22 protein-coding genes are annotated in these 25588 nt (G+C 45.0%); 9 read left to right on the top strand and 13 right to left on the bottom strand.

From position 1 onward, the window contains the following. Nucleotides 1–72 precede the first annotated feature (72 nt). On the bottom strand, nt 73–1230 hold the full coding sequence (locus tag QT996_RS17305) for a DegT/DnrJ/EryC1/StrS family aminotransferase (RefSeq protein WP_333047937.1): 1158 nt from the start codon (nt 1228–1230) through the stop codon (nt 73–75). Between the two features lie 127 nt (nt 1231–1357). Between QT996_RS17305 and QT996_RS17310 the strand changes: the two genes are divergently transcribed. Together QT996_RS17310 and QT996_RS17315 are read left to right on the top strand one after the other, a co-directional pair. Next, the gene (locus QT996_RS17310) at nt 1358–2137 is read left to right on the top strand and encodes an ABC transporter permease (RefSeq protein ID WP_333047939.1); all 780 of its coding nucleotides are present in this window, start codon (nt 1358–1360) and stop codon (nt 2135–2137) included. Nucleotides 2138–2312: 175 nt separating this feature from the next. After that, nucleotides 2313–2951 (top strand): Uma2 family endonuclease, encoded by a 639-nt coding sequence (locus tag QT996_RS17315; protein WP_333047940.1) that lies wholly within the window; start codon nt 2313–2315, stop codon nt 2949–2951. 53 nt (nt 2952–3004) lie between these two features. Here QT996_RS17315 and QT996_RS17320 read toward each other — a convergent pair whose 3' ends face one another. The 6 genes from QT996_RS17320 to QT996_RS17345 form a co-directional block, all read right to left on the bottom strand. After that, entirely contained in the window at nt 3005–4894 is a 1890-nt protein-coding gene (locus QT996_RS17320; RefSeq protein WP_333047941.1) for a hypothetical protein, read from the bottom strand. A 146-nt stretch (nt 4895–5040) separates the two neighbouring features. After that, a complete protein-coding gene (locus tag QT996_RS17325; protein WP_333047942.1) occupies nt 5041–5715 on the bottom strand; it encodes a nitroreductase family protein in 675 nt (224 codons plus the stop codon). After that, complete coding sequence (locus tag QT996_RS17330) at nt 5712–5951, bottom strand: hypothetical protein (RefSeq protein WP_333047943.1); 240 nt, start codon at nt 5949–5951, stop codon at nt 5712–5714. The genes QT996_RS17325 and QT996_RS17330 overlap by 4 nt, the downstream gene beginning before the upstream one ends. Beyond that, on the bottom strand, nt 5948–6931 hold the full coding sequence (locus QT996_RS17335; RefSeq protein ID WP_333047945.1) for a GntR family transcriptional regulator: 984 nt from the start codon (nt 6929–6931) through the stop codon (nt 5948–5950). The genes QT996_RS17330 and QT996_RS17335 overlap by 4 nt, the downstream gene beginning before the upstream one ends. 208 nt (nt 6932–7139) lie before the next feature. Beyond that, complete coding sequence (locus tag QT996_RS17340; protein ID WP_333047946.1) at nt 7140–8702, bottom strand: adenylate/guanylate cyclase domain-containing protein; 1563 nt, start codon at nt 8700–8702, stop codon at nt 7140–7142. Nucleotides 8703–8889: 187 nt separating this feature from the next. After that, on the bottom strand, nt 8890–10278 hold the full coding sequence (locus tag QT996_RS17345) for an aminopeptidase P family protein (RefSeq protein WP_333047947.1): 1389 nt from the start codon (nt 10276–10278) through the stop codon (nt 8890–8892). Nucleotides 10279–10673: 395 nt separating this feature from the next. On the opposite strand from QT996_RS17345, the gene QT996_RS17350 reads away from it, so the two are divergent. After that, nucleotides 10674–11117 carry a DUF4332 domain-containing protein gene (locus tag QT996_RS17350; protein WP_333047948.1) on the top strand — a complete coding sequence of 148 codons (444 nt, stop codon included), beginning with the start codon at nt 10674–10676 and terminating at the stop codon, nt 11115–11117. A 78-nt stretch (nt 11118–11195) separates the two neighbouring features. Then, on the top strand, nt 11196–11555 hold the full coding sequence (locus QT996_RS17355) for a Spx/MgsR family RNA polymerase-binding regulatory protein (protein ID WP_333047949.1): 360 nt from the start codon (nt 11196–11198) through the stop codon (nt 11553–11555). A 2-nt stretch (nt 11556–11557) separates the two neighbouring features. On the opposite strand, the gene QT996_RS17360 is transcribed toward QT996_RS17355, so the two are convergent. From QT996_RS17360 to QT996_RS17370, 3 genes are all read right to left on the bottom strand, one after another. Then, entirely contained in the window at nt 11558–11974 is a 417-nt protein-coding gene (locus QT996_RS17360) for a GNAT family N-acetyltransferase (protein ID WP_333047950.1), read from the bottom strand. 105 nt (nt 11975–12079) lie between these two features. Beyond that, a complete protein-coding gene (locus QT996_RS17365; RefSeq protein ID WP_333047951.1) occupies nt 12080–12679 on the bottom strand; it encodes a Uma2 family endonuclease in 600 nt (199 codons plus the stop codon). Between the two features lie 143 nt (nt 12680–12822). Continuing rightward, complete coding sequence (locus QT996_RS17370) at nt 12823–14394, bottom strand: NAD(P)H-quinone oxidoreductase subunit N (RefSeq protein ID WP_333047961.1); 1572 nt, start codon at nt 14392–14394, stop codon at nt 12823–12825. A 264-nt stretch (nt 14395–14658) separates the two neighbouring features. Between QT996_RS17370 and QT996_RS17375 the strand changes: the two genes are divergently transcribed. From QT996_RS17375 to QT996_RS17395, 5 genes are read left to right on the top strand one after another with little or no spacing between them, the layout of a single operon-like run. Continuing rightward, complete coding sequence (locus QT996_RS17375) at nt 14659–14904, top strand: hypothetical protein (RefSeq protein ID WP_333047952.1); 246 nt, start codon at nt 14659–14661, stop codon at nt 14902–14904. Between the two features lie 5 nt (nt 14905–14909). Next, nucleotides 14910–15902 carry an ABC transporter substrate-binding protein gene (locus QT996_RS17380; protein ID WP_333047953.1) on the top strand — a complete coding sequence of 331 codons (993 nt, stop codon included), beginning with the start codon at nt 14910–14912 and terminating at the stop codon, nt 15900–15902. Beyond that, a complete protein-coding gene (locus QT996_RS17385; protein ID WP_333047955.1) occupies nt 15899–16885 on the top strand; it encodes an ABC transporter substrate-binding protein in 987 nt (328 codons plus the stop codon). Before QT996_RS17380 ends, QT996_RS17385 begins: the two co-directional genes overlap by 4 nt. After that, nucleotides 16882–18978: a SpoIIE family protein phosphatase gene (locus tag QT996_RS17390; RefSeq protein ID WP_333047956.1), complete on the top strand. Its 2097-nt coding sequence runs from the start codon at nt 16882–16884 to the stop codon at nt 18976–18978. The genes QT996_RS17385 and QT996_RS17390 overlap by 4 nt, the downstream gene beginning before the upstream one ends. A gap of 24 nt (nt 18979–19002) precedes the next feature. Continuing rightward, the gene (locus tag QT996_RS17395) at nt 19003–19482 is read left to right on the top strand and encodes a helix-turn-helix domain-containing protein (RefSeq protein ID WP_333047957.1); all 480 of its coding nucleotides are present in this window, start codon (nt 19003–19005) and stop codon (nt 19480–19482) included. A 253-nt stretch (nt 19483–19735) separates the two neighbouring features. On the opposite strand, the gene QT996_RS17400 is transcribed toward QT996_RS17395, so the two are convergent. From QT996_RS17400 to QT996_RS17410, 3 genes are all read right to left on the bottom strand, one after another. Further along, on the bottom strand, nt 19736–20752 hold the full coding sequence (locus QT996_RS17400) for a poly(ethylene terephthalate) hydrolase family protein (RefSeq protein ID WP_333047958.1): 1017 nt from the start codon (nt 20750–20752) through the stop codon (nt 19736–19738). A gap of 221 nt (nt 20753–20973) precedes the next feature. Continuing rightward, nucleotides 20974–22350: a response regulator gene (locus QT996_RS17405; RefSeq protein ID WP_333047959.1), complete on the bottom strand. Its 1377-nt coding sequence runs from the start codon at nt 22348–22350 to the stop codon at nt 20974–20976. Next, nucleotides 22347–25520: a PAS domain S-box protein gene (locus QT996_RS17410; RefSeq protein WP_333047960.1), complete on the bottom strand. Its 3174-nt coding sequence runs from the start codon at nt 25518–25520 to the stop codon at nt 22347–22349. The genes QT996_RS17405 and QT996_RS17410 overlap by 4 nt, the downstream gene beginning before the upstream one ends. Nucleotides 25521–25588 lie beyond the last annotated feature (68 nt).

Below are 25588 nucleotides of genomic sequence, written 5' to 3' on the forward strand. Positions count from 1 at the left end.
TTCTCACAACACTGCAACCCTGCAATTCTTTTCTCCTCCTGCATTTCCCTCGCTGATGCCATCGCGCCAAAGCTATCGGATGCGATCGGCCTTTGCCAAGCAATCTTTCAGACCATAAATCGTCCGCTCTTGTTGATCCCTCGACAGTTCCGGGAACATCGGCAAAGACAAGACTTCGCGACAAACTTGCTCAGCCTTTGGCAATTGACCTGCTTGATAGGCCAAAGATTTGTAAACAGGTTGCAGGTGCAAAGGTAACGGATAGTAAACCATCGAACCGATGCCAGCTTCCTGCAACTGAGCCCGCATCCAATCTCGAAAATCGCCAGAGGGATTTTGCGCGTCTTCTGGACTTGTCAGCCGGATCGTGTATTGATTCCAAACTCCTTTTGCTTCCGGCAATTCTTTGGGGACGGCAACTCCGGGCACGCGGGAGAGAAATTCGGTGTAAAGTGTCGCGATCGAACGTCGCTGGGCGTTCCAACTGTCGAGATATCGCAATTTAATGCTGAGAATCACCGCTTGCAGGGCATCTAAACGGCTGTTGTACCCGATTTCTTCGTAGAAATATCTAGAAGACTGTCCGTGTTCTTTGAGGACTCGCATCGAAGCTGCGAGGGCTGGATCATTTGTCGTCACCGCCCCACCGTCACCGCAAGCGCCTAAGTTTTTGGTCGGATAAAAACTAAAGCAGCCGACATGGCCGATGCTGCCGACTTTTCGAGACTGCCACTCGGCCCCGACAGACTGGGCGCAATCTTCAATTACGGCTAAATTGTGTCGAGTCGCAATTTCCATCAGCCGAGTCATGTCTACCGGTTGGCCGAAGATGTGCACTGGCATAATTGCCTTGGTTTTGTCGGTAATTGCCGCTTCGAGGAGTTCGACATCCAGATTAAAAGTCCCGCTGTCAATATCGACAAATACTGGAGTCGCACCAACGGCGCTAATTGTCTCAGCCGAAGCAAAAAAGGTAAAAGGAGTGGTAATCACTTCATCGCCAGGGCCAATTTTGAGAGCTCGCAAGGCCAAAATCAGGGCATCTGTGCCGGAGTTGCAGCCAACGCACTCGGAAACTCCAGTGTAGTCGGCGAACTCTCGTTCAAAACTCTTTACGGCCGGGCCGCCTACGTAGCCGCCAGAGGCAAGCACTTTTTGCACCGCAGCGGTTATCTCGTCGCCAATCTGCGCGTATTGGCGGGTTAAGTCGAGGGGGGGAACATTATTCACTCTTCACACCATAAATTTCAAGCATTATCAAAGCAAATTCTTGCAGCAAAACTGTTTCTCAGAAACCTTTATTGCAATATCTTATATTTGGACAGGCAAACAATCACATTATCGAAAGGGTGGGCCGGTGTTAATTGAGCTAGATTTTATAGATTTGGGTTGGGCTTTGGGGATGGTGGCGATCGCGATCGGGCTTTCGGCGTGGCAGGGATTGGGGTTGGAGGGGGCGATCGCGATCGCGGCAGGGCGCACCCTGATCCAGCTAATCTTAGTCGGATACGTGCTCGCCGTCATATTTGACCCGGAGGGGAAAAATCCTTGGCTGGTTTTAGCAGTTCTAGCAATCATGCTGACAACAGCTAGCATGGTTGCCAGCAACCGCATCAGCAAAAAAATCAAGAACTTACTGCCCTTAGTTTGGGGTTCAATTTTTATCAGTACGGCCTTGACTCTCGCCTATACAAACTTGCTAATTTTGCAACCTGACCCTTGGTACGAACCGCAATACCTGATTCCCTTAGCGGGTATGATTTTGGGCAATGCCATGAACTCCGGGGCGATCGCTGGCGAAAGACTTGTCAGTACAGTTAATAGCAGCCAGTTAGAAATAGAAACCCATTTAAGTTTAGGTTCGACGCCACAGCAAGCAGTAAAACAATACCGCAAAGATGCGATCAAAGCTGGGTTAATCCCGACTTTAAACACAATGACCGTCGTAGGAATCGTGACATTACCGGGAATGATGACAGGTCAAATGCTGAGCGGTGTCAGTCCTCTTGATGCAGCATCTTACCAAATTTTGATTATGTTTGTCTTAGCGCTAGCAACTTTAATCGCAACCCTGCTGTTGACTGAGGGATTGTCCCGGAAGTTTTTTAATCAAGATGCACAATTGATAAAATGGTAATTGGGCATTGGGCATTGGGTATTGGGCATTGGGCATTGATAATTGGTAATATGATGTAGGTAGGAACTTACGTTGGGTACTATTTTTATGAACAGGCAAGATGCCTGTTCCACAAGAGTTCACTTTTTGTGGGGTGGGCTTCTAGCCCGCCCGCCCATAATTCAGGAGAATAACCATGATTCAAACAGCAACTAAAACGCTAACTTTTGAAGAATTTGCGGAATGGAAGCCAGAAAACGGACGTTATGAACTGCACAATGGAGAGATTGTTGAAATGTCACAGCCATTAGGAAAGCATGAGAAAGTTGTCGGTTTTTCAGCCAGAAAATTGACCGCGCAATTCGATCGATTAAACCTTCCGTACTTCATCCCTAAACAAGCATTAGTTAAGCCCCTGGAAAATGAGTCAGCTTATTTACCCGATATTCTGCTTTTAAATGAAACCAATTTAGCATCAGAACCTCTGTGGGAAAATTTCTCCACTGTGACTCAAGGGGCATCAATTCCGCTTGTTGTTGAAGTAGTTAGTACCAACTGGCAAGATGACTACATCAAAAAAGTAGGGGAATACGAACTAATTGGGATTCCTGAATACTGGATTGTTGATTATCTCGGTTTGGGTGGGCGCAGGTTTATTGGCAATCCTAAACAACCGACTATTTCGATTTATCGGTTGGTTGATGGTGAGTATGAAGTTAGTCAATTTCGGGGAGATGACAACATCGAATCCCCAACTTTTCCAGAGTTGAAATTAACGGCGCAACAAGTTTTTCAAGCTGGATTGACTGCGGATAAAATTGCTGGTGATGCGTGAGGGTAAATATTTCGATCGCTCTGACAGATTGTTCGCCCTCACCCACCCTACAACTACTTCGGTTCGTGGCTCGCAATCCGCTTGCCTTCGCCATCGTACACCTGCATCGGGATTTGGGCGTTTTCGGCGATCGCCTCCAAAGCTTTTTGCAATGTTTGAACGTGCTTTTCTACAGCTTGGCGAGTCTTCACAGCATTGTTGTTGTTCGCTTGGATGAAAGTTTGTTGCAGTTTCTGCACGTAACCTGGAGTCATCTGCACCGCAATCAAACCTTTGCTAACAGTATAGTCGCAAATCTTGGGGTTGCCTTTGCAAGTTCTATCTAAATCCGTGCGGGCTTTTTGCAGATTCCTTTCTTCCTGCAACCTTACTTCTGCTTGCTGCAAGGAAGTTTTGTAGGAAGCGATCAGCGGTTGGGCTTTCTGAGAATATGCAGTTGCTGCAGGCACTTGCTCCGCGTAACTCAAAGCTCTTCGCCAGTATTCAGATGCTTTAAACCAGGCGTTTTTGCCCTCGAAAATTTGAGCTTCCGCTGCTAAAGTCACAGCTTGAGTATACGCATTTTCCGAAATTCCTTCGACATTTTTGCGCTCGCGAGCGTCTGAAAGTTTGGTTTCGTATTTGGGAACAAGCAGTTTAGCTTGTTGGTAAGATGTCGTGCTCGTGGGAATTGCTGATAGGGTTTCGAGGGCTTCTTCCCAACCTGATTGCACTTGAGTCCAAGTCTCGGCTGTATGAGCTACTGCTTCGCGAGCTTCTGCTATTTGGGCTGTACTTTTGGCAGCGAGCAGCGTTTTTTCGGCTTGTTTCTCTGTACTTAACTGCCGATTTCCAGTTGCTAAATTTTTCCGGTATTCTTTTGACTTTTTCTGAGCAAATGGATAAGCTGGGCTGTCTGGGGGGATTTCTCCGAGTTCGGCGATCGCACTTTGCCACAGAGCTTGCGCTTCCTGCCCGTTATCGGCAGAATAAGGGGGATTTTGGGTTTTCTGGGCTGCTGACTTTGCGAGGCGCGCTGCATCGATCACAGAGTTTAAATTCTGATTTTGCGAACGGTAGCTTTCCAGAGCGCTTTGAGCTTCACCGCGATGAATTGACCAGGAGGGAATCGGTTCCAAAAGGGCGATCGCCTGTTTTAACTGTCGCTGCGCTTCTTGGGGGGTGTTGGCAACTTTTGACGTTTTCAGCGTCTTCGTCGAATTCTCGCTCAACTGTTTGGCATTAGCTAAAGCAGGACATCCTCCGATGACGCAGGGGCGGCTCAGCAGGTAATAACCCCCTGCCAAAACTAGCGCCGCCATGCTGATGATTCCTGCAGCAGCCAGCATCGCAAACGGTGAATGCTTGGGTTGTTGGGGAACTGTTACCGCTTCCATATCCAGCGGATTGAAGGGATTGTCTCCAATATCTGCCGGGATTGCAGCTACCCTAAAGGCGATCGGCTCGGAATTGCTGGAACTCTCAGACACATTGGGGAAATATTCTTCATCCCACGCATCTTTCTCATCCGTTTCTAACGGTATCTCCTCCTCTACATCCCCCGCCGGGGTCGCATTTTCTGTTAAGACTATCCCGGTTTCTGCTGGCGAGATATTCTCTGTTTTTTTGAACAACTGCACTGTTTTGGGTCTTGACAAAACAGGGTTGTGCATGGTAAAAGAATGGAAAGCATAAGGCTGTTTTTGCCCGGTAATTTTCAGGCAAAGTCCAATCTGTTGAATAGATTCTGGTTCTATTTCAAGAATTGCTGCTTCTAGCACCGCAAAAGTCGGTTTGGCTTTGAGAACTAAACTGCGGGGGTGTTCTCCCACAACCGTTAAAGATTCATCTCGAAAATCGCAACTAATATAAAGCGGTAAGTTTTTAAATCCGGCTGCTTGCAAGTGTTGCTGCAATTTTACTTCTAGAATTTGTGCGTTGCTTTGTCGCGTTGCTATTGTCATATTTTTTCCTCTGTCTGATATCACCACTTGAAATTTTAGATTTTAGATTTCGGATTGCGAAATTGTAGGTATTTCCGATTGGTTTGAACTTGTACCGACTCCTTCAACTCTCAGATCTCAAATCTTAACTCTCAAAATCTTAACTCTCAAATCTCAATTTGCAATGCCTGTCCATAACTTTCGCTGTAATAAACTTGAGTCACCTCAAAACGCCCGCCATATTGTTTGAAAGGTTCTGCTGCATAACCAAGTGGCAGCAAGCAGCAAACATCTACTTCTTCGGGAATTTGAAAGGCTTCTTTCACCTTAGCGCTGACAAAACCTTCCATCGGACAACTGTCTACCCCAAAACTTTTAGCTGCAATCATTAAGTGGGCTACTGCAAGCATTGTATGTCTGTTTGTCCAAGTTTCTAGGGACTCGAAGCAGGGACGGTTCTCGAACAATTGCGGGATTGCTTGTCGCATATAACCGGCTAAATTGTCATTCATTGCCCCTGTGGCTTTGCCCAATTCGATGACGGCTTCGGTGTTTTCGGGCCCGGCGGCGCGCCGATCGCCACAACAGATTAATACTGTTGGGGCTTCTACCACTTGGCGCTGATCGAAGGCGCAAGCTTTTAATTTTTCTTTGCTGGCTGGGTCTTGAAGTACAATAAACCGCCAAGGCTGCAAGTTGTAACCAGAGGGCGATCGCACTCCCAATCGCAAAATCTCTGCCAATATTGCTGGGGGAATCGGATCGGGTTTGAAGCTGCGGGCGGCCCGGCGGCTTTCGATCGCGGTTTTAACATTAATTGAAGGTTGGATTTCAATTGTCATGAATAATCCTCATGGGTAATTGGTAATCGGTAATTGGGCATTGGGCATTGGGCATTGGGCCTTGGGATTCGGGCATGGGGCATTGGGCATTGGGATTCGGGCATTGGGATTGGTAACTTAAAAAAGTTGAATTGTTGTTTTTCCTTCTTCCTTCTTCCCTCTTCCTTCTTCCTTCTTCCTTCTTCCTTCTTCCTTCTTCCTTCTTCCTTCTTCCTTCTTCCTTCTTCCTTCGTCATCCCAAGCCCAACTCGCGCTTGAGTAAATTAATCGACTTAGAGCCGATGTAATTTTCGGAGCATATCAGTTGCGGGGGACGAATAATATCTTCTCTAGCCGCATTGATGGCAGCTTTTACTGTAGCAAAACTCGGTTGGTCGCAAAAAATTGTTCTGGCCGATCGCACGATCGAGTTAATCTTGTACTCGTCTGACACCAAGGCCGTCATCACCAGCAAATCCTCTCCCCGGAGGCTGTGGATGATGACTTCGGTCGATCGCAGCATTCCCGGACTCAGGCTGACGAGGCCTAAATAACTATCTTTCGGCAAACCCCCCACTAACTGGATTTCCTGGCTGTAGTCGTAGATGTCTACGGGAATAACTCGCACCGAACGCGGTGCCGAAATCGATTCTGCTTCTCCGATAAAATATCGACTCGTGATCACAGTTCCCGAAGAAATTTGATCCAAAAAAGTACCTAGCTGTTCCATCGGCACTAACTGTATGGGAATGCGAAGAGCTTGTTCGAGTTCTTTCGCCATCAGTTCACCCACGCCGATGTCTTCTGTGGGGGCTGTGACGACCACGCGGGCGCTGCACCTGAGCCGCCAGTCAATTTCGGCCAAAAATAATTCCCTCGCTTGGTTGAGCGTACAGCCCTGTCCCAGCAGTTGATCGATACTTCCTTGCACTATTTTGTTGGCAAGGGGATATTCTTCGAGGATCGGAGATTTGAGTTTGTTGCCGTGTTCGTTGCCTTGAGCACGGACGTAAATACCCGATCCTGCTTGGGCTTCTACGAGTCCGGTATTTTCGAGCTGGCGGTATACTTTGCTGATGGTGTTGCGGTGCAAACCCGTCTGCATGGCTAGCTGTCTGGTGCTGGGCAAGCGGTGTCCGGGCGGAAATTGTCGCGAGGCGATCGCAAACCTGATTTGATTGAATAGTTGGGTGGATGCTGGAATATCGCTATCGGTTTGAATATGAAATTGAACCATTATTAAAGGCTCCGACGACTTCAACTTAGTATTTTTATAACGTCGAGTACCGCGCCTAGGATTGCTCGGATATCTCTGTCTATAGCATAATCTTATTTGGTTGATCTGCAGCAGCCGTTCTGCCACAGGACGATCGCGCCTTCGAGGCGATCGATCGCAGCTTCCGGCATTTCCTCAACAATCAGGTACTTTCAAGTCTTAGTTTTATTTACTCTGCAATTTTGAGATCGCTTGCTGTTTTTCTCCCCGTCAGTAAATAAGTCCGCATTTTCCCTTGGCCTTTAATCTCGATCTCGCCACGATCTTCAAATTCATATTTATCCTGTAGCAACTTATGAGTATAGTGGCTGACTTGAATGCGACCTATTATGCCGTGAGATTCCATGCGGCTAGCTGTATTCACGGCATTTCCCCACAAATCGTAAATGAATTTTTTAGTGCCGATTACCCCCGCTACCACCGGGCCGCTATTAATCCCGATGCGAAGGTCAAATTTCGCGTCTAGCTTCACATTTAATTCCTTAATTGCTGCTAGCATATCCAGCGCCATTTCGGCGATCGCCTCTGCGTGGTCTGGACGTTCAATGGGAATACCGGCTGCTACCATGTAAGCATCCCCGATCGTCTTGATTTTTTCTAAGCCGTGCTTCTCACTCAGTTGGTCAAAAACTGAGAAAATTTCATTCAGTAAGTATACTAATTGAGTGGCGGGCATGGTAGTAGAAATTTGGGTAAAATTCACCAAGTCAGCAAAAAGAATTGTTGCTTTTTCAAACTTGTCTGCAATTACCCCCGGTTTATACTTCAACCTGTGGGCGATCGGTTCGGGCAAAATATTTAGCACTAACCTTTCAGTTTTTTTCTGTTCTTTCTTGAGTGCAGCTTCCATCTGCCTGCGCTTGGTTATGTCGTGAAAAAACACAGAAATGCCGTCGTGAGAAGGAAAAACCCGGACTTCCACCCACACTTTCAAGGGACGATAATATTGTTCAAAAGCCACTCCAACTTGTTTGGCTACAGCTCCATGATATTCTTTATAAAACTCCGAATTCACTAAGTGTGGAAACTCTTCCCAAAAATTTTTACCATAAAGTTCTTCCGGGGATCGCTGCAAAAATTGTGCTGCTTTATAATTGATGTAAGTAAATCGCCACTGCGTGTCGAAAGCAAAAAAAGCATCGCTCATTCCTTCTAAAAAATTGACAATTTGCTCGTCTGTAGAACGGAGTTTTGCTTCTACTTGTTGGTTCCTGATCTGTGCGCGTTTTAATTTAGTCAGATTTATTCGCAACTCCATTTGGTGAATAATTTGCCGCCCTAAAGTCCGCAGCGCTTCTAGCTGTTGTGGGCTGAGATTACGAGGAACTGTATCTATCGCGCACAAAGTGCCGATCGGATAACCGTCAGGAGTTACTAGCGGGGCTCCAGCATAAAACCGAATATTTGGATCGGAAGTTACTAGCGGATTGCCGACAAAGCGATCGTCATCTAAAGCATTGGGTACAACTAGCAATTCGTTGGGATTTAAAATAGCGTGGGCACAAAAAGATGACTCTCTCGGAGTTTCTGGCACTTCCAGACCCTCTTTTGATTTAAACCACTGTCGATTAGAATCTATTAAGCTTACTAAAGCTATAGGAGTGCCGCAAATATAAGATGCTAAAGCTGTTAGGTCATCAAAAGCGGCTTCGGCCTCTGTATCTAGAATGTCGTAGCGGTGAAGTGCTTCTAGCCTCTCTTCTTCGTTGCTGGGCAAAGGTGCAGCTTGCATCGGAGGCGGCGGCGAGGATATAGGTTTACGAACAATGCGTGGAAGTATTAGTGCTGCGAATTTTCTGACTTGCGAGATCACTTTTTTAACTAATATCAAAAGACTTGTTTGCCAACCTTTATTCATCTTTATTTATTTTTTTTCACACCTGATGGAACTGCGTATGTGCGCTCGAACTCGGCTCTACTTACGTATTTACCGCAACTAACTCCTCAATCTCCGGAGCTTTTGTGGGCAATTTTCCTGTCAATAGTTCTCTACCCTCATCGATGACAAGTATATCATCTTCTATGCGTATCCCCCGCACATCGGCAAATTTTTCCAACTCGTCCCAGTTTACGAAACCTTGATATTTGGCGCGGTTTTCTGGGTTATTCAAAATTGCCGGAACTTGATAAAATCCCGGTTCGATCGATACCAGCATTCCCGGACGCAAAACTCGATTCAGCCGCAAAAACCCCAACCCAAACCGACTGCTTCTCGTTCTTCCTTCTTCATAGCCAGCCAAATCTCCTAAATCTTCCATATCGTGAACATCCAAACCGATTAAATGTCCGATTCCGTGCACAAAAAACAGCGCGTGAGCATCCATTTCAACCAAATCCTCAACATTGCCCCGCAAAAAACCTAAATCAACTAATCCTTCCGCCATAATCCGAGCAGCTAACAGGTGAATGTCTTGATATTCCACCCCCGGACTAACTTTATCAATACAAGCATCGTGGGCTGCCAAAACTACATCATAAATCGCTCTTTGAGTCGCTGAAAACTTTCCAGACACCGGCCAAGTGCGAGTCACATCAGCCGCCCATCCCGTTGATGTTTCCGCACCAACATCTGCTAACAACAAATCTCCGGTTTGTAGGGAATTGTGATAATGTTCGCTGTGCAGCACTTCTCCATGCACAGTCACGATACTAGGATACGCATAGGTCATATTTTTGGAGATGATGACACTTTCCATTGCAGCGCGCACCCCTGCTTCAATTTGAGCATTTCGAGTTGCCGCCATCCCCGCTTTGTGAGCTTCTACAGTAACAGCCGCAGCTTGACGCAATTCGGCAAAACTGCCTGCATCGTGGCTCAGGCGCAGAGATACGATCGCCTGAGTTAATTCTAGGTCGATTCCGGTTGGCGAGTTGGGCGGTGCCAGAGGGCGCTCAAGAATTTGAGACTGTTGCAACTTAGTCCAAGAATCCTGAAGGGCGATCGTTGCTGCATTTGTCGATCGCGATTTCAATTCGGCCATTGGAAAAGCAGCATCAGCCCCAATTAGTTCGGCAATTTCTGCTCTTTTCGGCATTTCTCCGTGCCAAAGAGTGCTGCTAGCAGGTGCGTCATCTAAGAACAATTCTAATTTGCCCGATTCTAAGCGAATGGCAGCATTTTCTAAGGGCAAACCAGCAAAATATAGAAAGTGACTGCTGGCACGAAAGGGATAAGTAAGTGCCGGATAATTGCGAGGAATTCTGCACCCCGACCAGAGAATTACCGGAAAATTAATTAAACTAGCCAGTTTTTGGCGCCGTTGGTGTAGAGTATTAGTTAACAAATCATCACCTTGTGTAATTGTCATGGGTAAAAACCTATAATTTTGAGTTGGGTTTGCAGTCAGCCATAAGTTTTTTCATTCTCAGCATTAAAGCACTAAAATTTTGACTGCCAAGTTGGCAGCCATTTTTGAGAAAATTCTCATCTAGAACTTCTTTCTTGCTAGCATTTATAGGCTGTGTTTTTTATAGTCTTTGTCGTCATCGCCTGGATGATTGGGTTAAGCAGTAAGCCTGAGCCACAGGCAGGAAAACAGGCTGAAGGTGCTACTCGGCAAGCAATTAGCAGAAATCTCACAACACCCGCAATTAGTCAAATTCCTTGGTCTGGTTTTTGTTGATTGGCCGACGTGAGCGATCGCCTCTATTGACTGTTTGATATATGAGACTTTAAAGTATAAGTAAAATTAACTGAAAAAACATGAAAATTTCTCATAAAGCTCCTCAAACTTCTGTGCAACTACGCGACTGGCCGATCGGACATTTACCGGGATTGAGCAAGGAAAACCAATCTCAACTGGAAGAGTGCAGCATCACCACAACCGGACAACTAATTCGCATGACGAAAACGCAGGCGGCGAAAGTGCTGCTAGCCAACCAATTACACATTAACATTCAATCTGTTAATAAATGGGTAGCGATGGCAAATTTGGCTCTAATTCCAAGTGTAGGGTGTCAGTATTGCGGGCTGTTACTTCACGCCGGCGTTGCTTCGCCGGCTCAATTGGCTCAAATGCCCGTGGAGAGATTACACCAACAAGTTTTAAGGCTGCACGTAGCGACAATGCAGCGCAATGACTTGACTCCTTCAGTCGATCGCGTGCAAAAATGGGTTCAACAAGCTAGATTAGTCAGTAGTCATTAGTCAGTTGTCAGTTGTCAGTTGTTATTAGCCAACAGTCAGCAGTCAGCAGCCAGCAGTCAACAATCAACAATCATTATTATGTCAATTCAAGTTTACGGAATCCCGAACTGCGGCACCTGCAAAAAAGCTTTCCAGTGGCTCAAAGATAGCGAGGTTAATTACGAGTTCATTAACACAAAAGAACAGCCACCGACTCGCGAAACAATTCAAAGCTGGGTAGCTGCTTTGGGCTTTCAACCCATGCGAAATACTTCCGGTCAATCTTACCGGGCTTTGGGCGATGACAAGAAAAATTGGACTAGCGAACAGTGGGTGGAGGCTTTTGCTAAGGATGCGATGCTGTTGAAACGTCCTCTTTTCGTTAAAGATGGAACTGCTGTTTTAGTAGGTTTAAAAGAAGATGTAATTCGAGAAAAGTTGGGGCTTTCAAGGAGCTAAGTTCAGCCTGTTGTTCGCCGCATCAACTTCATTTCGCCCACATCATCCGTGAAACCCCAACGCTCGTAAAACGGCATCATGTTCGGCAAACAGTTAAGAGCAAAGTTCTCGACAGCTTGCAATTCTGGATGATTTAAAACTGCATCCATCAACTTTGCACCCAGTCCCATCTTTCTGTGTGTCGGCTTGATAATGACATCAAAAATCATGGCTCTGTATACGAAATCGGTAATGACGCGAGTAATGCCAATTAGTCGATCGCTCTCATCTACCAAACCAATGATAACATCAGTCGTCGCCAGCATTTTCACGACATCTTCCCGCTTCCGCTTGTTGCTCCAAAACTCGTTTTTGTATAAATCCATCAAGTCGGAAACCTGGCTGTCCGTCAAAGTTTCGACAATTCGGTAGTTATCCATATCTTCCCTCATAAAAATTAGAAGACTAAAGTCCTGACCACCAACCAACTTATTATTGTTTTACTGTTACCAAGCTAGACATTGCAATCACCCCTACCAGGAATTTTACTGCTGCACTTCCGTTTCCGAGCTTTCAAATACAACTTTTGCATAAATCTCGCTCATCGACATTGGCACTCCCAAGGAAGCAAAAGAAACTGTTGCTGTCTCTCCCTCATATTCCCGAAATAACCATTCATTCGATTCTGTTTTAATATATTGTGCGACTAAAAACTCAGATTGATTGACTAACACATATTCACAGAATTCAGGGATCGATCTATAAAACCGAAACTTATCCTCTCGATCAAAATCTTTGGTAGACTTAGAAAGCACTTCCACGATGAGCATCGGATTAAGGATCTCATCACTGCGTCCCTCGGTAAAAACTGGCTCCCCTTCAATTACCATCACATCCGGGTAAGTTCCCCGTCGGTACCGAGGAATCCACAACCGCAAATCGTTGTGAAAAAGCTCATAGGGCTGCCCCTCAAGCAAATTTCCCAAGACTCTACTCAAATTTCGGATAATCCGGCTGTGATTAATACTACCACCACTCATTTTTACAATTTCTCCATCGCGGTATTCATTTCTAAATTCAGCAGTTTCCTCTAACTCGCGGTACTCATCTGGAGTATAAAACTTTTCCTTAGTTTGTACTAACATTGTTGCCTCTGTACTAACTTTTATCTGCATTAATCTGCCTACATCTGCGGTTAAAAATCATAATTAACAGTATATCACAACAAAAAAGAAACGCCCAACTTCACAGAGTCAGGCGTTTTCCACTATTTCACAACCAGGAAGAATTAATCCCGGCGAGACACCAAATTCGATTCAATTTTCGCACCCACAACAGGTTGCACATGACTCAGTGCCGACTGCAACATGGGAGTTTTGGTAACAGCATCATTAGCCAAATTAAACAAAGGGTTAGACAGAATTCCCGCCAATGTTGTTGCAACCAAAGTGAGTACAACGCTGACTTGCAAAGGCCGCATTCCCTGAAGGTTCCAGCGAACTTCGGGATAATTTTTTACCGCGTCTGACATTTCTTGAGGTTCTTTTACTACCATCATCTTGACAACGCGGATGTAGTAGTAAATAGAAACTACACTGGTAATTAATCCCAGGATAACTAAGCCGTAAAGTCCAGCTTGCCAGCCGGCCCAGAATAGATAGATTTTGCCGAAAAATCCAGCCAGGGGAGGAATTCCACCGAGAGAAAGCAGGCAAATACTTAAGGCTAAAGTTAACAGCGGGTCTTTTTGGTACAAACCTGAGTATTCGCTAATTTGGTCGGTTCCAGTCCGCAGCGAGAACAGGATGATGCAGGCGAAAGCACCCAAGTTCATAAACAGGTAAACCAACAGATAAAATATCATGCTGGAGTAACCGGCTTCTGTTCCTGCAATCAAACCCAGCATCACAAAACCGGCTTGGGCGATCGACGAATAAGCCAAAAGCCGCTTCATGCTAGTCTGGGCGAGGGCAACCACATTTCCCAACACCATGCTGAGAATAGCTAAGGCCGTGAACACGAAGTGCCACTGTTCGATAAGTGCGGGGAAAGCAGTTGTTAACAAGCGGATTGCTAGGGCAAAACCTGCTGCTTTGGAACCGACAGAAAGAAAGGCAACAACGGGTGTAGGAGAACCTTCGTAAACGTCAGGAGTCCACTGGTGGAAGGGAACCGCAGAGATTTTGAAGGCGATTCCGGCGATCGCAAAAACCAAAGCAATCACCAAACCGAGAGATTGACCTTCATTGACAGTAGAAAGGTTAGCCGCGATCGCACTTAACTTAGTTTCGCCGCCCGACAACCCGTACAGCAGCGAAATCCCGTAGAGAAACACCGCCGAAGAAGAAGCCCCAATTAACAAATATTTCAAAGCAGCTTCATTGGAACGCGGGTCGCGTTTTGTGTAACCCGTCAGCAAATAAGACGAGATACTCAGAGTTTCCAACGAAATAAAAATCATCACCAATTCATCAGCGCCGCTGAGGAACATTCCCCCCAAAGTAGCGGTGAGTAAAATGCCGATAAATTCCGCCAAAGCAGTACCAGTTTGCAGTACATAGCGGACGGATATCAAAATAGTGACAGCCGCAGTCAAAGCGATAATTGCGCGAAACACTAAACTCAAGGCATCGCTGTTAAAACCGCCCAGAAACGAGATGGTATCCGTGTTATCCCACTGCAAACACAAAGCAGCGACGGCGGCCAACAAACCCGCAACGGCAACGTAGGGAGTCCAACCCGAGGAACTGCGGCCTACGATTAAATCGCCGACGAGAACAACCAAGAGGGTGATGATGACAATTCCCTCTGGCAAGATAGTTCCAGCATTTAGCTGGGCAGCAAGAGTAGCAAAATCCATATTTTCAGGCAGGTTGGGTAGTACAAGCCGCAAAGGCTGTAATGGGCTGTGAACTTGTAAAAATTCTTTACCAAACAAAGATTGTAGCGGATTACAGCTTCGCGATCCCAGTTGGGCGGGTGTTTGTTGCCGGAGAGTTGATACTCGGTAGCGGTTTTGCATACATTTGCGGGCATTGTAGAGATTGCCCCCTGATGTCACCTGCGACGAGAGTCGCGATCGACCATAACTGCCACAATGTAGAAAGTTAAACCATAATTCGGCATGACTGACTCGCTAAGTGCCTACAAACGGCAGATTCTCAATGACTTCAACAACCCTCCGGACTACGAAAATGAATTTCACAAACAGGCTGCAACTCGGTTAGTAGAATTGGCAAAAGTGCGATCGGGCAAGCTTGTTCTAGATATAGCCACCGGAACAGGTTTAGCAGCGATTGCGGAGGATGCACTTAGGTCGATCGGGTTCCAGAAAATATCAGTCGCCTTTTCTACACAAGGAATGCTATAGCTAGTATGTCTAGACTACTCAATTACATCTGTATATTTATTATTACCTGTTGGCTGCTGTTTGCTTGTCATTCTTCGCAACCTTTAAAAGTAAAACGTCCTCCCCTAAAAGTATCTTTTGTCCCTTTTGTTAGCTATACACCTCTGATCATTGCTCAAGAAAAAGGATTCTTCAAAGCGCAAGGGATAGACGTGGAACTGAGGTATGTAGACTACTCACAATTGCAAGACGCAGATTTCAGTGCAGGGAAGTATGACGGGATCGGATTGACCTTGGGGGATTTGGTGATATTGAGCGCCACCAATCCAGATATACAAGCTGTGATGGTTTTGGATGAATCAACAGGTGCAGATGTGGTAGTCGCACAATCGGATATTAAAACAATCCCTAACTTGAAAGGAAAAAAGCTTGGTGCAAATCTAGGCAGCTTTAGCGAGGTTTTCGTTACTGAGATGTTGAAAACCTCTAAACTGACGAGCGATGATGTTAGCCTGGTTAAAGTCGAGGCTTTAGAAGTTCCAGATCGCTTACAAAACAATGCTATCCAAGCAGGGCACACTTGGGCACCGTACCTTTCTGAAGCATTAAAATTAGGGGCGCATATCCTGTTTACAAGCAAACAAACCCCAGGCTTAATTTTAGATTTGGTCGCGTTTCGGGGTGAGGTGATACGCGATCGCCCCGAAGATATTCGCGCCTTTGTGCGAGGCTGGCTTCAAGGCTTGTTATATTGGGAAGCAAATATTTCCGAAGGAAAGGAGATCGTAAGCAAAGCGCTGAATATACCCAGCAATAAACTCTCTTTCGAGGGAATAGACTTTACTGACTTTGCAAATAATCAAAAGTTCTTTCAATCAGACAGTCCTAATTATATCTCCAAAACCGCCAAGAAATATGCGGACTTTTTTATTCGCGCTGGCAATGTGACGCGCCTTCCCAATCTAGAAACCTTGTTCAATTCTTCTTTCTTAACCCCCCCTCCTAGCCTGAAACCATGAAGCGCTCCTTTTTCAACAGTCTCTTTATTATTACCTGCTGCCTGCTGTTTGCTTGTCATTCTTCGCAACCTCTAAAAGTAAAACGTCCTCCCCTAAAAGTATCTTTTGTCCCTTTTATTGGCTATATACCTGTCGTCATTGCTCAAGAGAAAGGATTCTTCAAAGCCCAAGGGATAGACGTGGAACTGAGCAATGTAGACTACTCCATGCAACAAGCGGATTTCAGTGCAGGGAAGTATGATGGGATCGGATTGCCCTTGGGCAATTTGATTATCTTGAGTGCCACAAATCCTGATATACAAGCTGTGATGGTTGTGGATGAATCGACAGGTGCAGATGTGGTAGTCGCACAATCGGATATTAAAACAATTCTTAACTTGAAAGGAAAAAAGCTTGGTGCAAATCTAGGCGGCTTTAGCGAAGTATTCGTTACGGAGATGTTGAAAACCTCTAAGCTGACGAGCGATGATGTTAGGCTGGTTAAAGTCGATGCTTTAGAAGTTCCAAATCGCTTACAAAACAAGGCTATTCAAGCAGGGCACACTTGGGAACCGTATCTTTCTGAAGCATTAAAATTAGGGGCGCATATCCTGTTTACAAGCAAACAAACCCCAGGCTTAATTTTGGATTTGGTCGCGTTTCGTGGTGAGGTGATACGCGATCGCCCCGAAGATATTCGCGCCTTTGTGCGAGCCTGGCTTCAAGCCTTGTCTTATTGGGAAACAAATATTCCGGAAGGAAACGAGATCGCCAGCAAAGCGTTGAATATTCCCAGCAAGAAAGTCTCTTTCGAGGGAATAGACCTCACTGACTTTGCAGAAAATCAAAACTTCTTTCAATCAGACAGTCCTAATTCTATCTACAAAAACGCCAAGAAATATGCGGATTTTTTTATTCGCGCTGGCAATGTGACGCGCCTTCCCAATCTAGAAACCTTGTTCAATTCTTCTTTCTTAACCCCCCCTCCTAGCCTGAAACCATGAAGCGCTCCTTTTTCAACAGCATTCGTACAAAGTTAATCGTGTCGTTTCTCCTCGTTGCTCTAATTCCGTTGCTGCTGTTAGCATTTATCAACAAGCAGACAACTCAAAAGGCATTGACCGACAACGCACGACAAGCCCTATCTGCGGCGGCTAACGAAACCGCTTACAGAATAGATGGGTTTATCGATGGGAATCTCAATGCCGTGCGCGTAGAAGCGATTTTACCAGGTTTGGCCGCCTATCTGGGCCTACCTCCAGAACGGCGAAATGGTAGTCCCCAAGAGATGTTAGCGACTGAAACCTTAACCCGGCTCAGTCGCAAAGATATGCTTAATATTATCTCCTATGCCTTGCTTAACTTAAAGGGACGGAATGTACTCGATACGAATACACCGGATGTTGGACGAGATGAATCCGGTCAAGATTACTTCCAAGAACCGCTCAAAACTCAACTATCTTTTGTTTCTAGTATTAGGCAATCGCCGACAATTCCCAACCTCGTGACGCTCTTCTTTAGCAGTCCTGTTCGCGATGCAAAGGGAAATATATTGGGTGTATTGCGGGTGACATACAATGCCACATCTGTCCAGCAGTTGGTGACTCGGGAAACTGAACGTGCAGGTGCGAAATCGTTAGCAGTTCTTTTAGATGAAAACTATATCCATCTGGCACATAGCACTACACCTGAACTCCTTTTCAAATCGATTGTGCCTTTGTCACCCAATGTTGTAGCGAAACTGCAACGCGAAGGACGTTTGCCTAAGACTCTAACGAAAGAACTTGCAATCAATTTGCCCGAGCTCAAGCAAGCATTAGACACTAAACAGCCCTATCTAACCACACGATTGGCAACTACGGGTAATAATGAGTTGAGTCTCTTAGCGATCGCCCGCCTGAAATATAAACCTTGGTCAGTTCTTTTCGCACAGCCCATTGCCGTCGCCCTAGCACCTGTAGAAAAACAAATACGCGATGCACTTCTTTTATTAGCAATCATCACCACAATTGTAACTATCCTCGCTTTGGCGATCGCACAACTATTAACAAAGCCTGTGATTTACCTCACCCAAGCGGTTGCCCAGTTTACGGCGGGTAACTTAGACATCCGTGTGAAGATGCGATCGGCAGACGAAATCGGTCTGCTGGCACGATCGTTCAACAGCATGGCGAGGCAACTCCAAGAATCTTTTGAAACCCTTGAAGACAAAGTTAAAGAACGAACAGTAGAACTCGCTAGTGCTAATCAGGAAATCATTGCCCTCAATGAAAAACTCAAAGAAGACAACCTCCGCTTAGGTGCAGAATTGAATGTGGCGCGTCAGATCCAGCAAATGATTTTGCCCAACCCTGATGAACTGGAAATTGACGGACTAGATATCGCCGCATACATGGAATCCGCCGATGAAGTAGGAGGTGACTACTACGACGTGCTACAGATCAATGGTGTTGTCACACTGGCGATCGGTGATGTCACCGGACATGGCCTGGAAAGTGGCATTCTGATGCTGATGGCGCAAACCTCAGTTCGCACCCTGCAAGAGATTCGTGAACTAGACCCCGTTCGATTCCTGGATGTACTCAACCGTACCCTCTACAAAAACGTGCAGCGCATGAATTCTGAGAAAAGTCTGACGCTGGCGATTTTGAACTATTCCGAAGGACGGATCAGCATCAGCGGTCAGCATGAAGAAACGCTAGTGGTGCGAAAAAATGGAGAGGTTGAGCGCATCGACACGATGGATTTAGGTTTCCCGATCGCTTTAGATGATGATATCGCAAACTTCATCAGTCACATCCTGATTGAACTAGAACCTGGAGATGGCGTGGTGCTATATACTGATGGCATTCCAGAAGCCTATAACATCGGCAAAAAGCAGTATGGAATTAAGCAACTATGTGAAGTAATTAGTCAAAATTGGCACAAGTCTGCTGCAGAAGTTAAGGATGCGGTGATTGTAGATGTACGGCAACATATCGGTAAGCAGAAAGTGTTTGATGATATTACTTTGCTAGTCTTTAAGCGGCAGGCTGACGTTACTGCAAAGGGAAATTTAGTTGATAATATCATTGCCCAAAAAGAACTGATACAATGAAGCTGAAACTTTGAGAAATATTTTATGAAAGTAAACTACCAACAAAGAATAGATTTAACAGCAGACGAGTTAAAAATAATTCTGTCCGAGCAGCGAACTCTGCCTAATAAACAAAAAGTTCAGGCACTTTATTGGTTAAAAACAGGAGCGATTCAAAGCCTTACAGAGGTAGCTGAACGTCTAGGTGTACATAGAATTACTGTACATAGATGGTTAAAACAATATATTGCTGGGGGTCTGTCAGAACTGTTGGAAATACGGCAAGCAACTGGTAGACCCCGAGTAATTCCTTCAGCGGTAATAGCCGGAATATCAGAAAAATTAAGTGAAGAGTCCTGTGATTTTAAGACTTATAAAGAAATTGGTCAATGGGTAGAAGAGAACTATCAAGTCTCAGTCAAATATCAAACATTACACAAGCAAGTACACTATCGCATGAAAGCCAACTTAAAGGAACCAAAGCCTGTGAGTAACGAAAAAGCTCAGAAGGCAGATATCGAGTAAAAAAAAATCAAAAAATTTGCTCAAAAACGATTCAAAGGAATAAGATTAAATCTTTTGAACTAAAATCTATAGGTAAAGTAAAAGGGGATTTCAAAGCTTATTATTCAGAGAGCTATAGCAATCCTCGCATCATTTGTGAATTTCTTAGTCCCTCCCCGCGGGTTGGGGGAGAGTTGGGGTGGGGTAAAAAATTTACGACTAATTTAGTAGTGCTATATGAGCTTTAATCTATCTTACGTTTTTTGAGGTGGAGCTACTTAGAAGATGGTTTTGGAACTGCAACGGTGGTAACACGGACATTCGGATCGAGGGCGTCAGCTTGAGAGTAAATATAATCAAATGCCGATCGATCTTTAAGCATATTTGCCCGCAAAAACAGGGCGCTCCAACGGGCGATCGTTTCAATACCCACGGCTCGCTCTAAGGTAGCAGTATTGCGATCGGGCATCGCACCAGCGGGGTTATTAACATTGGTAATGCCGAAGTGATTGGCACCCATAACAGTAATCAAAGCTTTGGGTGGTGTTTGAATTTGGTCAAAGGTGCTTTGAGCTCGATCGGGCAGGGCGACACCATCGATATCGCCTTGAATCAACGCCACTGCAATGCCATCATTAGCGATGGGTACAAATTCATTAGCAATGGGATTCCGCAAGTTAGCTCCAAAAAATGCACCTGCTAATAGTTCTTTCGGGCGCGTAAATGGCTCTTGACACAAATACAATTCTGGGAGACATTTGTTAGCAATCACTGATAACCCCACTGCACCACCAAAAGAATGACCCAATAAACCAAGGCGCTGCGTATCGATAACAGACGCGATCGGAGATGTGGGGTTTGTGTTTTCGATCGCCATTTGCGACAAAACCGCCGCAATTTGCGAAGTTTCCGGCGCCAAATTAGGGGGTGAAGTGGGATTGAAGGGCGAAGGGCGCAAATGGTTCGGAACGACTACCACAAAACCGTACCGCGCCACCTGGCTAGCGTAATCTGAATAAAATGATTTATCTACAAGCGCACCTTGCAATAAAAGTACAATGGGGAAAGAGTAATTACCGGAATTAAGATCGGATGGTTTAGGATAATAAATGTCAGCTAAATCGTTATTAGCAGATATCGTCGTACTGTAAAAGCTAGTTTCTTTAAATGGCGGTGCATAATCAATTGTTGTGCCAAAGACTTTGCTAGCAATGACAACAAACGTAGCAATTGCACAAATAATTGCTAGGGTTTTTGGCGACAAAAAAAAATGAGGGTTGAAATTTATCATTATTTGGGGTTTGAGAGTGCGTGCATAAGCTACGGAAAAAAACAAGTCGGCGACAGTTGGTAATTTAAGGAGCGTTGCCGGAATAGGTTGCCGACTCTGTGACTAAGAGTATTAACTTGTGATTAATAGAAACTTGTGTAAAAATTGCAAAGAAACTGACTCATAAATAAACACGATTCGTAATTTTAAACCCTTTTGGAATACTTTTATTTTAGTGTGGCTTATAACCCGACCCAATCTTCTTTAGAACAACGTTTTTTAGAGTGGTGACTCGGAATTTCGATTGCTAATGTCGCCCCTTGATCCGGTATCGAAAAACAACGAAGTTGGCCGCCATGGTCGTCCACTACGATAGCATAGCTAATCGATAACCCCAAACCCTTTCCTTGGCCCACTTTCTTCGTTGTAAAAAAGGGTTCAAATATGCGTTGTTGAATATCTTCGGTTATGCCCGGCCCATTATCAGTAATATAAATACCCGCTTGAAAGTCGGAGAGTAACTTCGTGCAAATAGTAATAGTAGGGATAGGGCTGTTATTATCTCCCTCTTTTTTCCAAGTTTTTTGTGACTGCAACGCCTCAATCGCATTGGTCAGGATGTTCATAAAAACCTGATTCATTTGTCCCGCATAACATTCTATCTTTGGCAGCTCCTCATACTCTTTTACCACTTTAATTATCCTTTGGTCTGCTTCATCTTTTAGCCGATGCTGCAAAATCATCAGCGTACTTTCAATTCCTTCATGAATATCCACCGCTTTCAACTCAGCTTGATCGAGTCGGGAAAAATTCCGCAGCGATCGGACTATTTCTTCGATCCGGTCAGCTCCTATTCTCATAGAAGCAATTAACTTCGGCAAGTCATTGCTCAGAAAAGTGAGATCCATCGCCTCCAGTTGATCCTGGATAGCTGTTGTGGGATTGGGAAAATCTTCTTCGTAGAGTTGCACCAGCCTCAGCAAATCTTGAGTGTACTCCGTTACCGGAGAGAGGTTCCCTTTAATGAAGCTAATCGGATTGTTAATTTCGTGTGCTACCCCCGCTACGACATTGCCCAAACTTGACATTTTCTCACTTTGAATGAGTTGAGCTTGTACATTTTGTAACTGTTGTAGAGCCTGCTCTAGTTGTTGGGATTTCTCTCGCTCCTTAGCCTCGGACTCCTGCAATCGCGCATTTTGCTCGTGCAATTTTTTTTGCAAACGCTGAAGAGTGAGTTGATTTTCGACGCGAGCTAAAACTTCTTCTAAATGAAATGGCTTGGTGATGTAATCTACTCCTCCAACAGCAAATGCTGTGACTTTATCCAACACTTGATCTAGGGCGCTCAAGAAAATAACTGGAATACCCGAAGTTCTGCCATCCGCTTTTAAATGTTGGCAAACTTCGTAGCCATTCATCTGGGGCATCGTGATGTCTAGCAAAATCAAATCGGGTGGGGTTGAACGCGCTGCTTTTAAGGCCATTTCCCCGTTTATTACGCCCCGAACTTTATACCCTTTGTCGCTCAACATAGTGGATAAAAGACGCAGGTTGTCTGGGGTATCGTCCACCACTAAAAGATTGGCAACATGAGATTCTAATTGGTGGCTGTTCATGGAATATTTTCTTCAGTTAAGTTAGTAATTTTATCAAAACGAAAGTTGTTAGCCCAATCGGCGATAGCCTCCGCAAAAGAAGTATTAGATTCAGGAATTGCGGCGACCAAATTTAAAATTAGCTCTGCATCAGCATCGATAGCTGCTTGATGTAACTGTGTCACCCACTCCGCAGGCAGCGTGGCCAAAGTTGTCCTTAAATTTTCAGTTTTTTCCCCTGCTTTTACACTCAAGTCTTGACCCTCAAGCTGAGATAAGGTAAAGTTCGGTAAATCTGCATAAATATACTGTACCCCTAAATGTTCCGCCATTTTGGCAAAAATAACTTCTTCTCGGAAAGGCTTGCTCACAAAATCGTCACAGCCTGATGCTAAAACAATGGCTCGCTCTTCCTCAAAAGCGCTAGCGGTCAACGCAACAATCGGGGTAGCCTCCTCTTGAACCTTGGCTTTAATTTGTCGGGTAGCTTCATACCCGTCTATCACAGGCATTTGCATATCCATCCAAATTAGGTGAGGCTTCCAAGTTTCCCAGATTCTAATAGCTTCTTCACCATTTACTGCTTCGCGCACCTCCAAGCCAAGCGGTTCGAGAAGATTAACCAATAGCAAACGACTTTCCCATTTATCATCAACTACCAAGATGCGATATGGGGGTTGGTTGGGTTCTAAACCAATTACCCGTTTTCTTGATTGTCGAGGTTGAATTTCAGCCATGTCAGGGGAGCTAATTTGGATATTAAAACTAAAAATCGTTCCTCGATTCAATGTACTGCGGACGGTAATGTCTCCTCCCATCAGTTGTACGAATTGTCGGCTGATGGGTAAACCCAAGCCTGTTCCTTCTTGAGATTTCCGACCTGAGTCAGTTTGTACAAAAGCCTCAAATAAAGAATCTACCTCAGTAGGAGCAATGCCGTGGCCAGTGTCTTCCACTTCAAACGTAATAGTCCGTGGTTCGTTCTCTGTTGCCGACTTGTGTGTCGCACTAATTGCTGCAACCCGAAGTGCCACAATTCCCTTCGTCGTAAATTTTATCGCATTTCCTAGCAGATTAATCAAGACTTGACGCAATTTACTTTCGTCAGTCTTTACATACTGAGGAATATTAGGATTGATGTGTAAACTAAATGCTAAACCTTTTGAATCTGCTTTGAGTTTGAGCATTTCTGCGAGAGAATCGAGCAAATGATACAGGTCAAAGCTAGTAGGATTTAAGGTAATCTGACCTGCCTCGATTTTAGACATTTCCAGCACGTCATTAATCAGCGTCAGCAAATGCTCGCCAGAGCGACTAATGATGCCGATATGTTCCTGCTGTATCTGAGAAAGGGATGAGTCGCGTCCCAGCACTTGGGTAAAGCCGAGAATTGCATTGAGGGGAGTTCGCAATTCGTGACTCATTTTTGATAAAAATTCGCTTTTAGCCTTGTTAGCCGCATCTGCTACTTCTTTGGCTTGTTGTAAGGCTGCCTCTGCTTTTTTGCGCTCCGTAATATCGCTTGCTGTGCCAGTTATTCCTAGAATCTTTCCCTCGGAATCCCGTACCACAATGGCATTAACCCGGAGATTGATAGGTCTACTATCTTTAGCTAATTGTATAGTTTCATACTGAAACACGGACTCTCCGCTCAGTACACGTTGGAATCTCTCGTTATCTTTGGGAAGTTGTTCAGGTGGCTTAAAATCACTGAATTTTCGGCCTATCATTTCTTCAGGGCAGTAACCCAAAATATGTTTGACAGCAGCGTTGACGAAGGTAAAACGCCCTTCAGCATCAAGTGAACAAATCATATCCTGCGATGTTTCTACTAAGTCGCGATATTTACCCTCGCTTTCTTTAAGCGCTTCTTCTACCCTTTGACGTTCGGTGATGTCGTTAGTGACTAAGAGAATACACGCTTCTCCACCCAGCTCAATAAGATCTGATGATACCAGCATCTTCCTCATCTCGCCTGAGGAAGTACGACAATCGAGTTCCTGATTGCGAACTACTCCTGATTCTTGCAATAGTTGTCTGTATCTGTCACGTTCTTCTAAATTAACCCAAAGATTCAACTCAATCGCTGTAAAACCAATTACCTCTTCGCGAGAGTAACTAAAAGTGCTGAGGAAACTGTCGTTAACTTCGATGTAGCGTCCATCTGCGAACCGCGCGATCGCGATCGGGTTAGGACTGGAACGAAAGGCTTTAGAAAACTTTTCCTCAGACTGGCCCAACGCTATTTCTGCCTGCGTTCTGACAGCCATTTCCTGTTGCAATTCTTGGGTTCTTTCTATAACCTTACGTTCCAGCGTTCGCGAGTATTCCCCTAATTGGTCATAGAGTTGGGCATTTTTAATAGAAATTGCCGCTAGGGAACACAACATTCTGATGACTGACAAGCGGTTGGGAGTAAACGCGCTTGTAGTTAAATTATTTTCTAAGTAAACAAGACCGATGAGTTGACCTTGCCCTTGAATAGTAGCACACAAAACGGACTTAGGTTGATGTAATTTAATGTAAGAATCCTTGAGATATTTTTCAGATATACGCGCGTCATCCAGAACGATATCTTGTTGAGTTCTGGTAACATAATTAATGATGGAAAGTGGGACTAATAAGCTGTTTTGAACCGACATACGTTGAGGCACAAATACTTGGTCTGACTCCAGTGTCCCCGCTGCTTCTATCCACAGCTCACTGCCTCTATCTAAGATGAGAAAGCCAGAACTTGCGCCTGCATTTTCTAAGACAATTTTTAGTAATTTTGCTAGTAAGTTGTCGAGAACAATTTCCCCAGCCAGCACTTGCGAGGCTTTCATCACTGTCGCAAAATCTAGTATATTTGTATCGGTCATTGTGGTTGAAGCGATCGGCTGGGTGCTGTTTATAGATACAGTCTCTCGCTTCGCAATGCTTTGAAGTAACTGCGAATATGTTTCTTCTAAGTGTCTAACCTTGGCTTTAACTCCCCAACGGGCATAACAGTAATATGCTTCCTGCATATAGCCAGCGGCGACTTTTTCTTTGCCCCAGTCAAGGTAAAACTTGGCAGCTAATTCATTAGCTAGTGCTTCTTCGTTGATGAATTTATTTTCTTGAGCTAGTTGGATGGCGCGATCGTACATTTCAAGTGCATCTGTCTTGTAACCCACAACCCGCTGCCGTTCTGCTTCAACTAATACCAATTTTCAAAAATCATGCAACAGTAGCTAGGGCTGACAAAATGTAATCCCATCCAGTTATAGATGCTATT

This window comes from Microcoleus sp. S13C4, from assembly GCF_036700865.1.
Lineage (GTDB): Bacteria > Cyanobacteriota > Cyanobacteriia > Cyanobacteriales > Microcoleaceae > Microcoleus.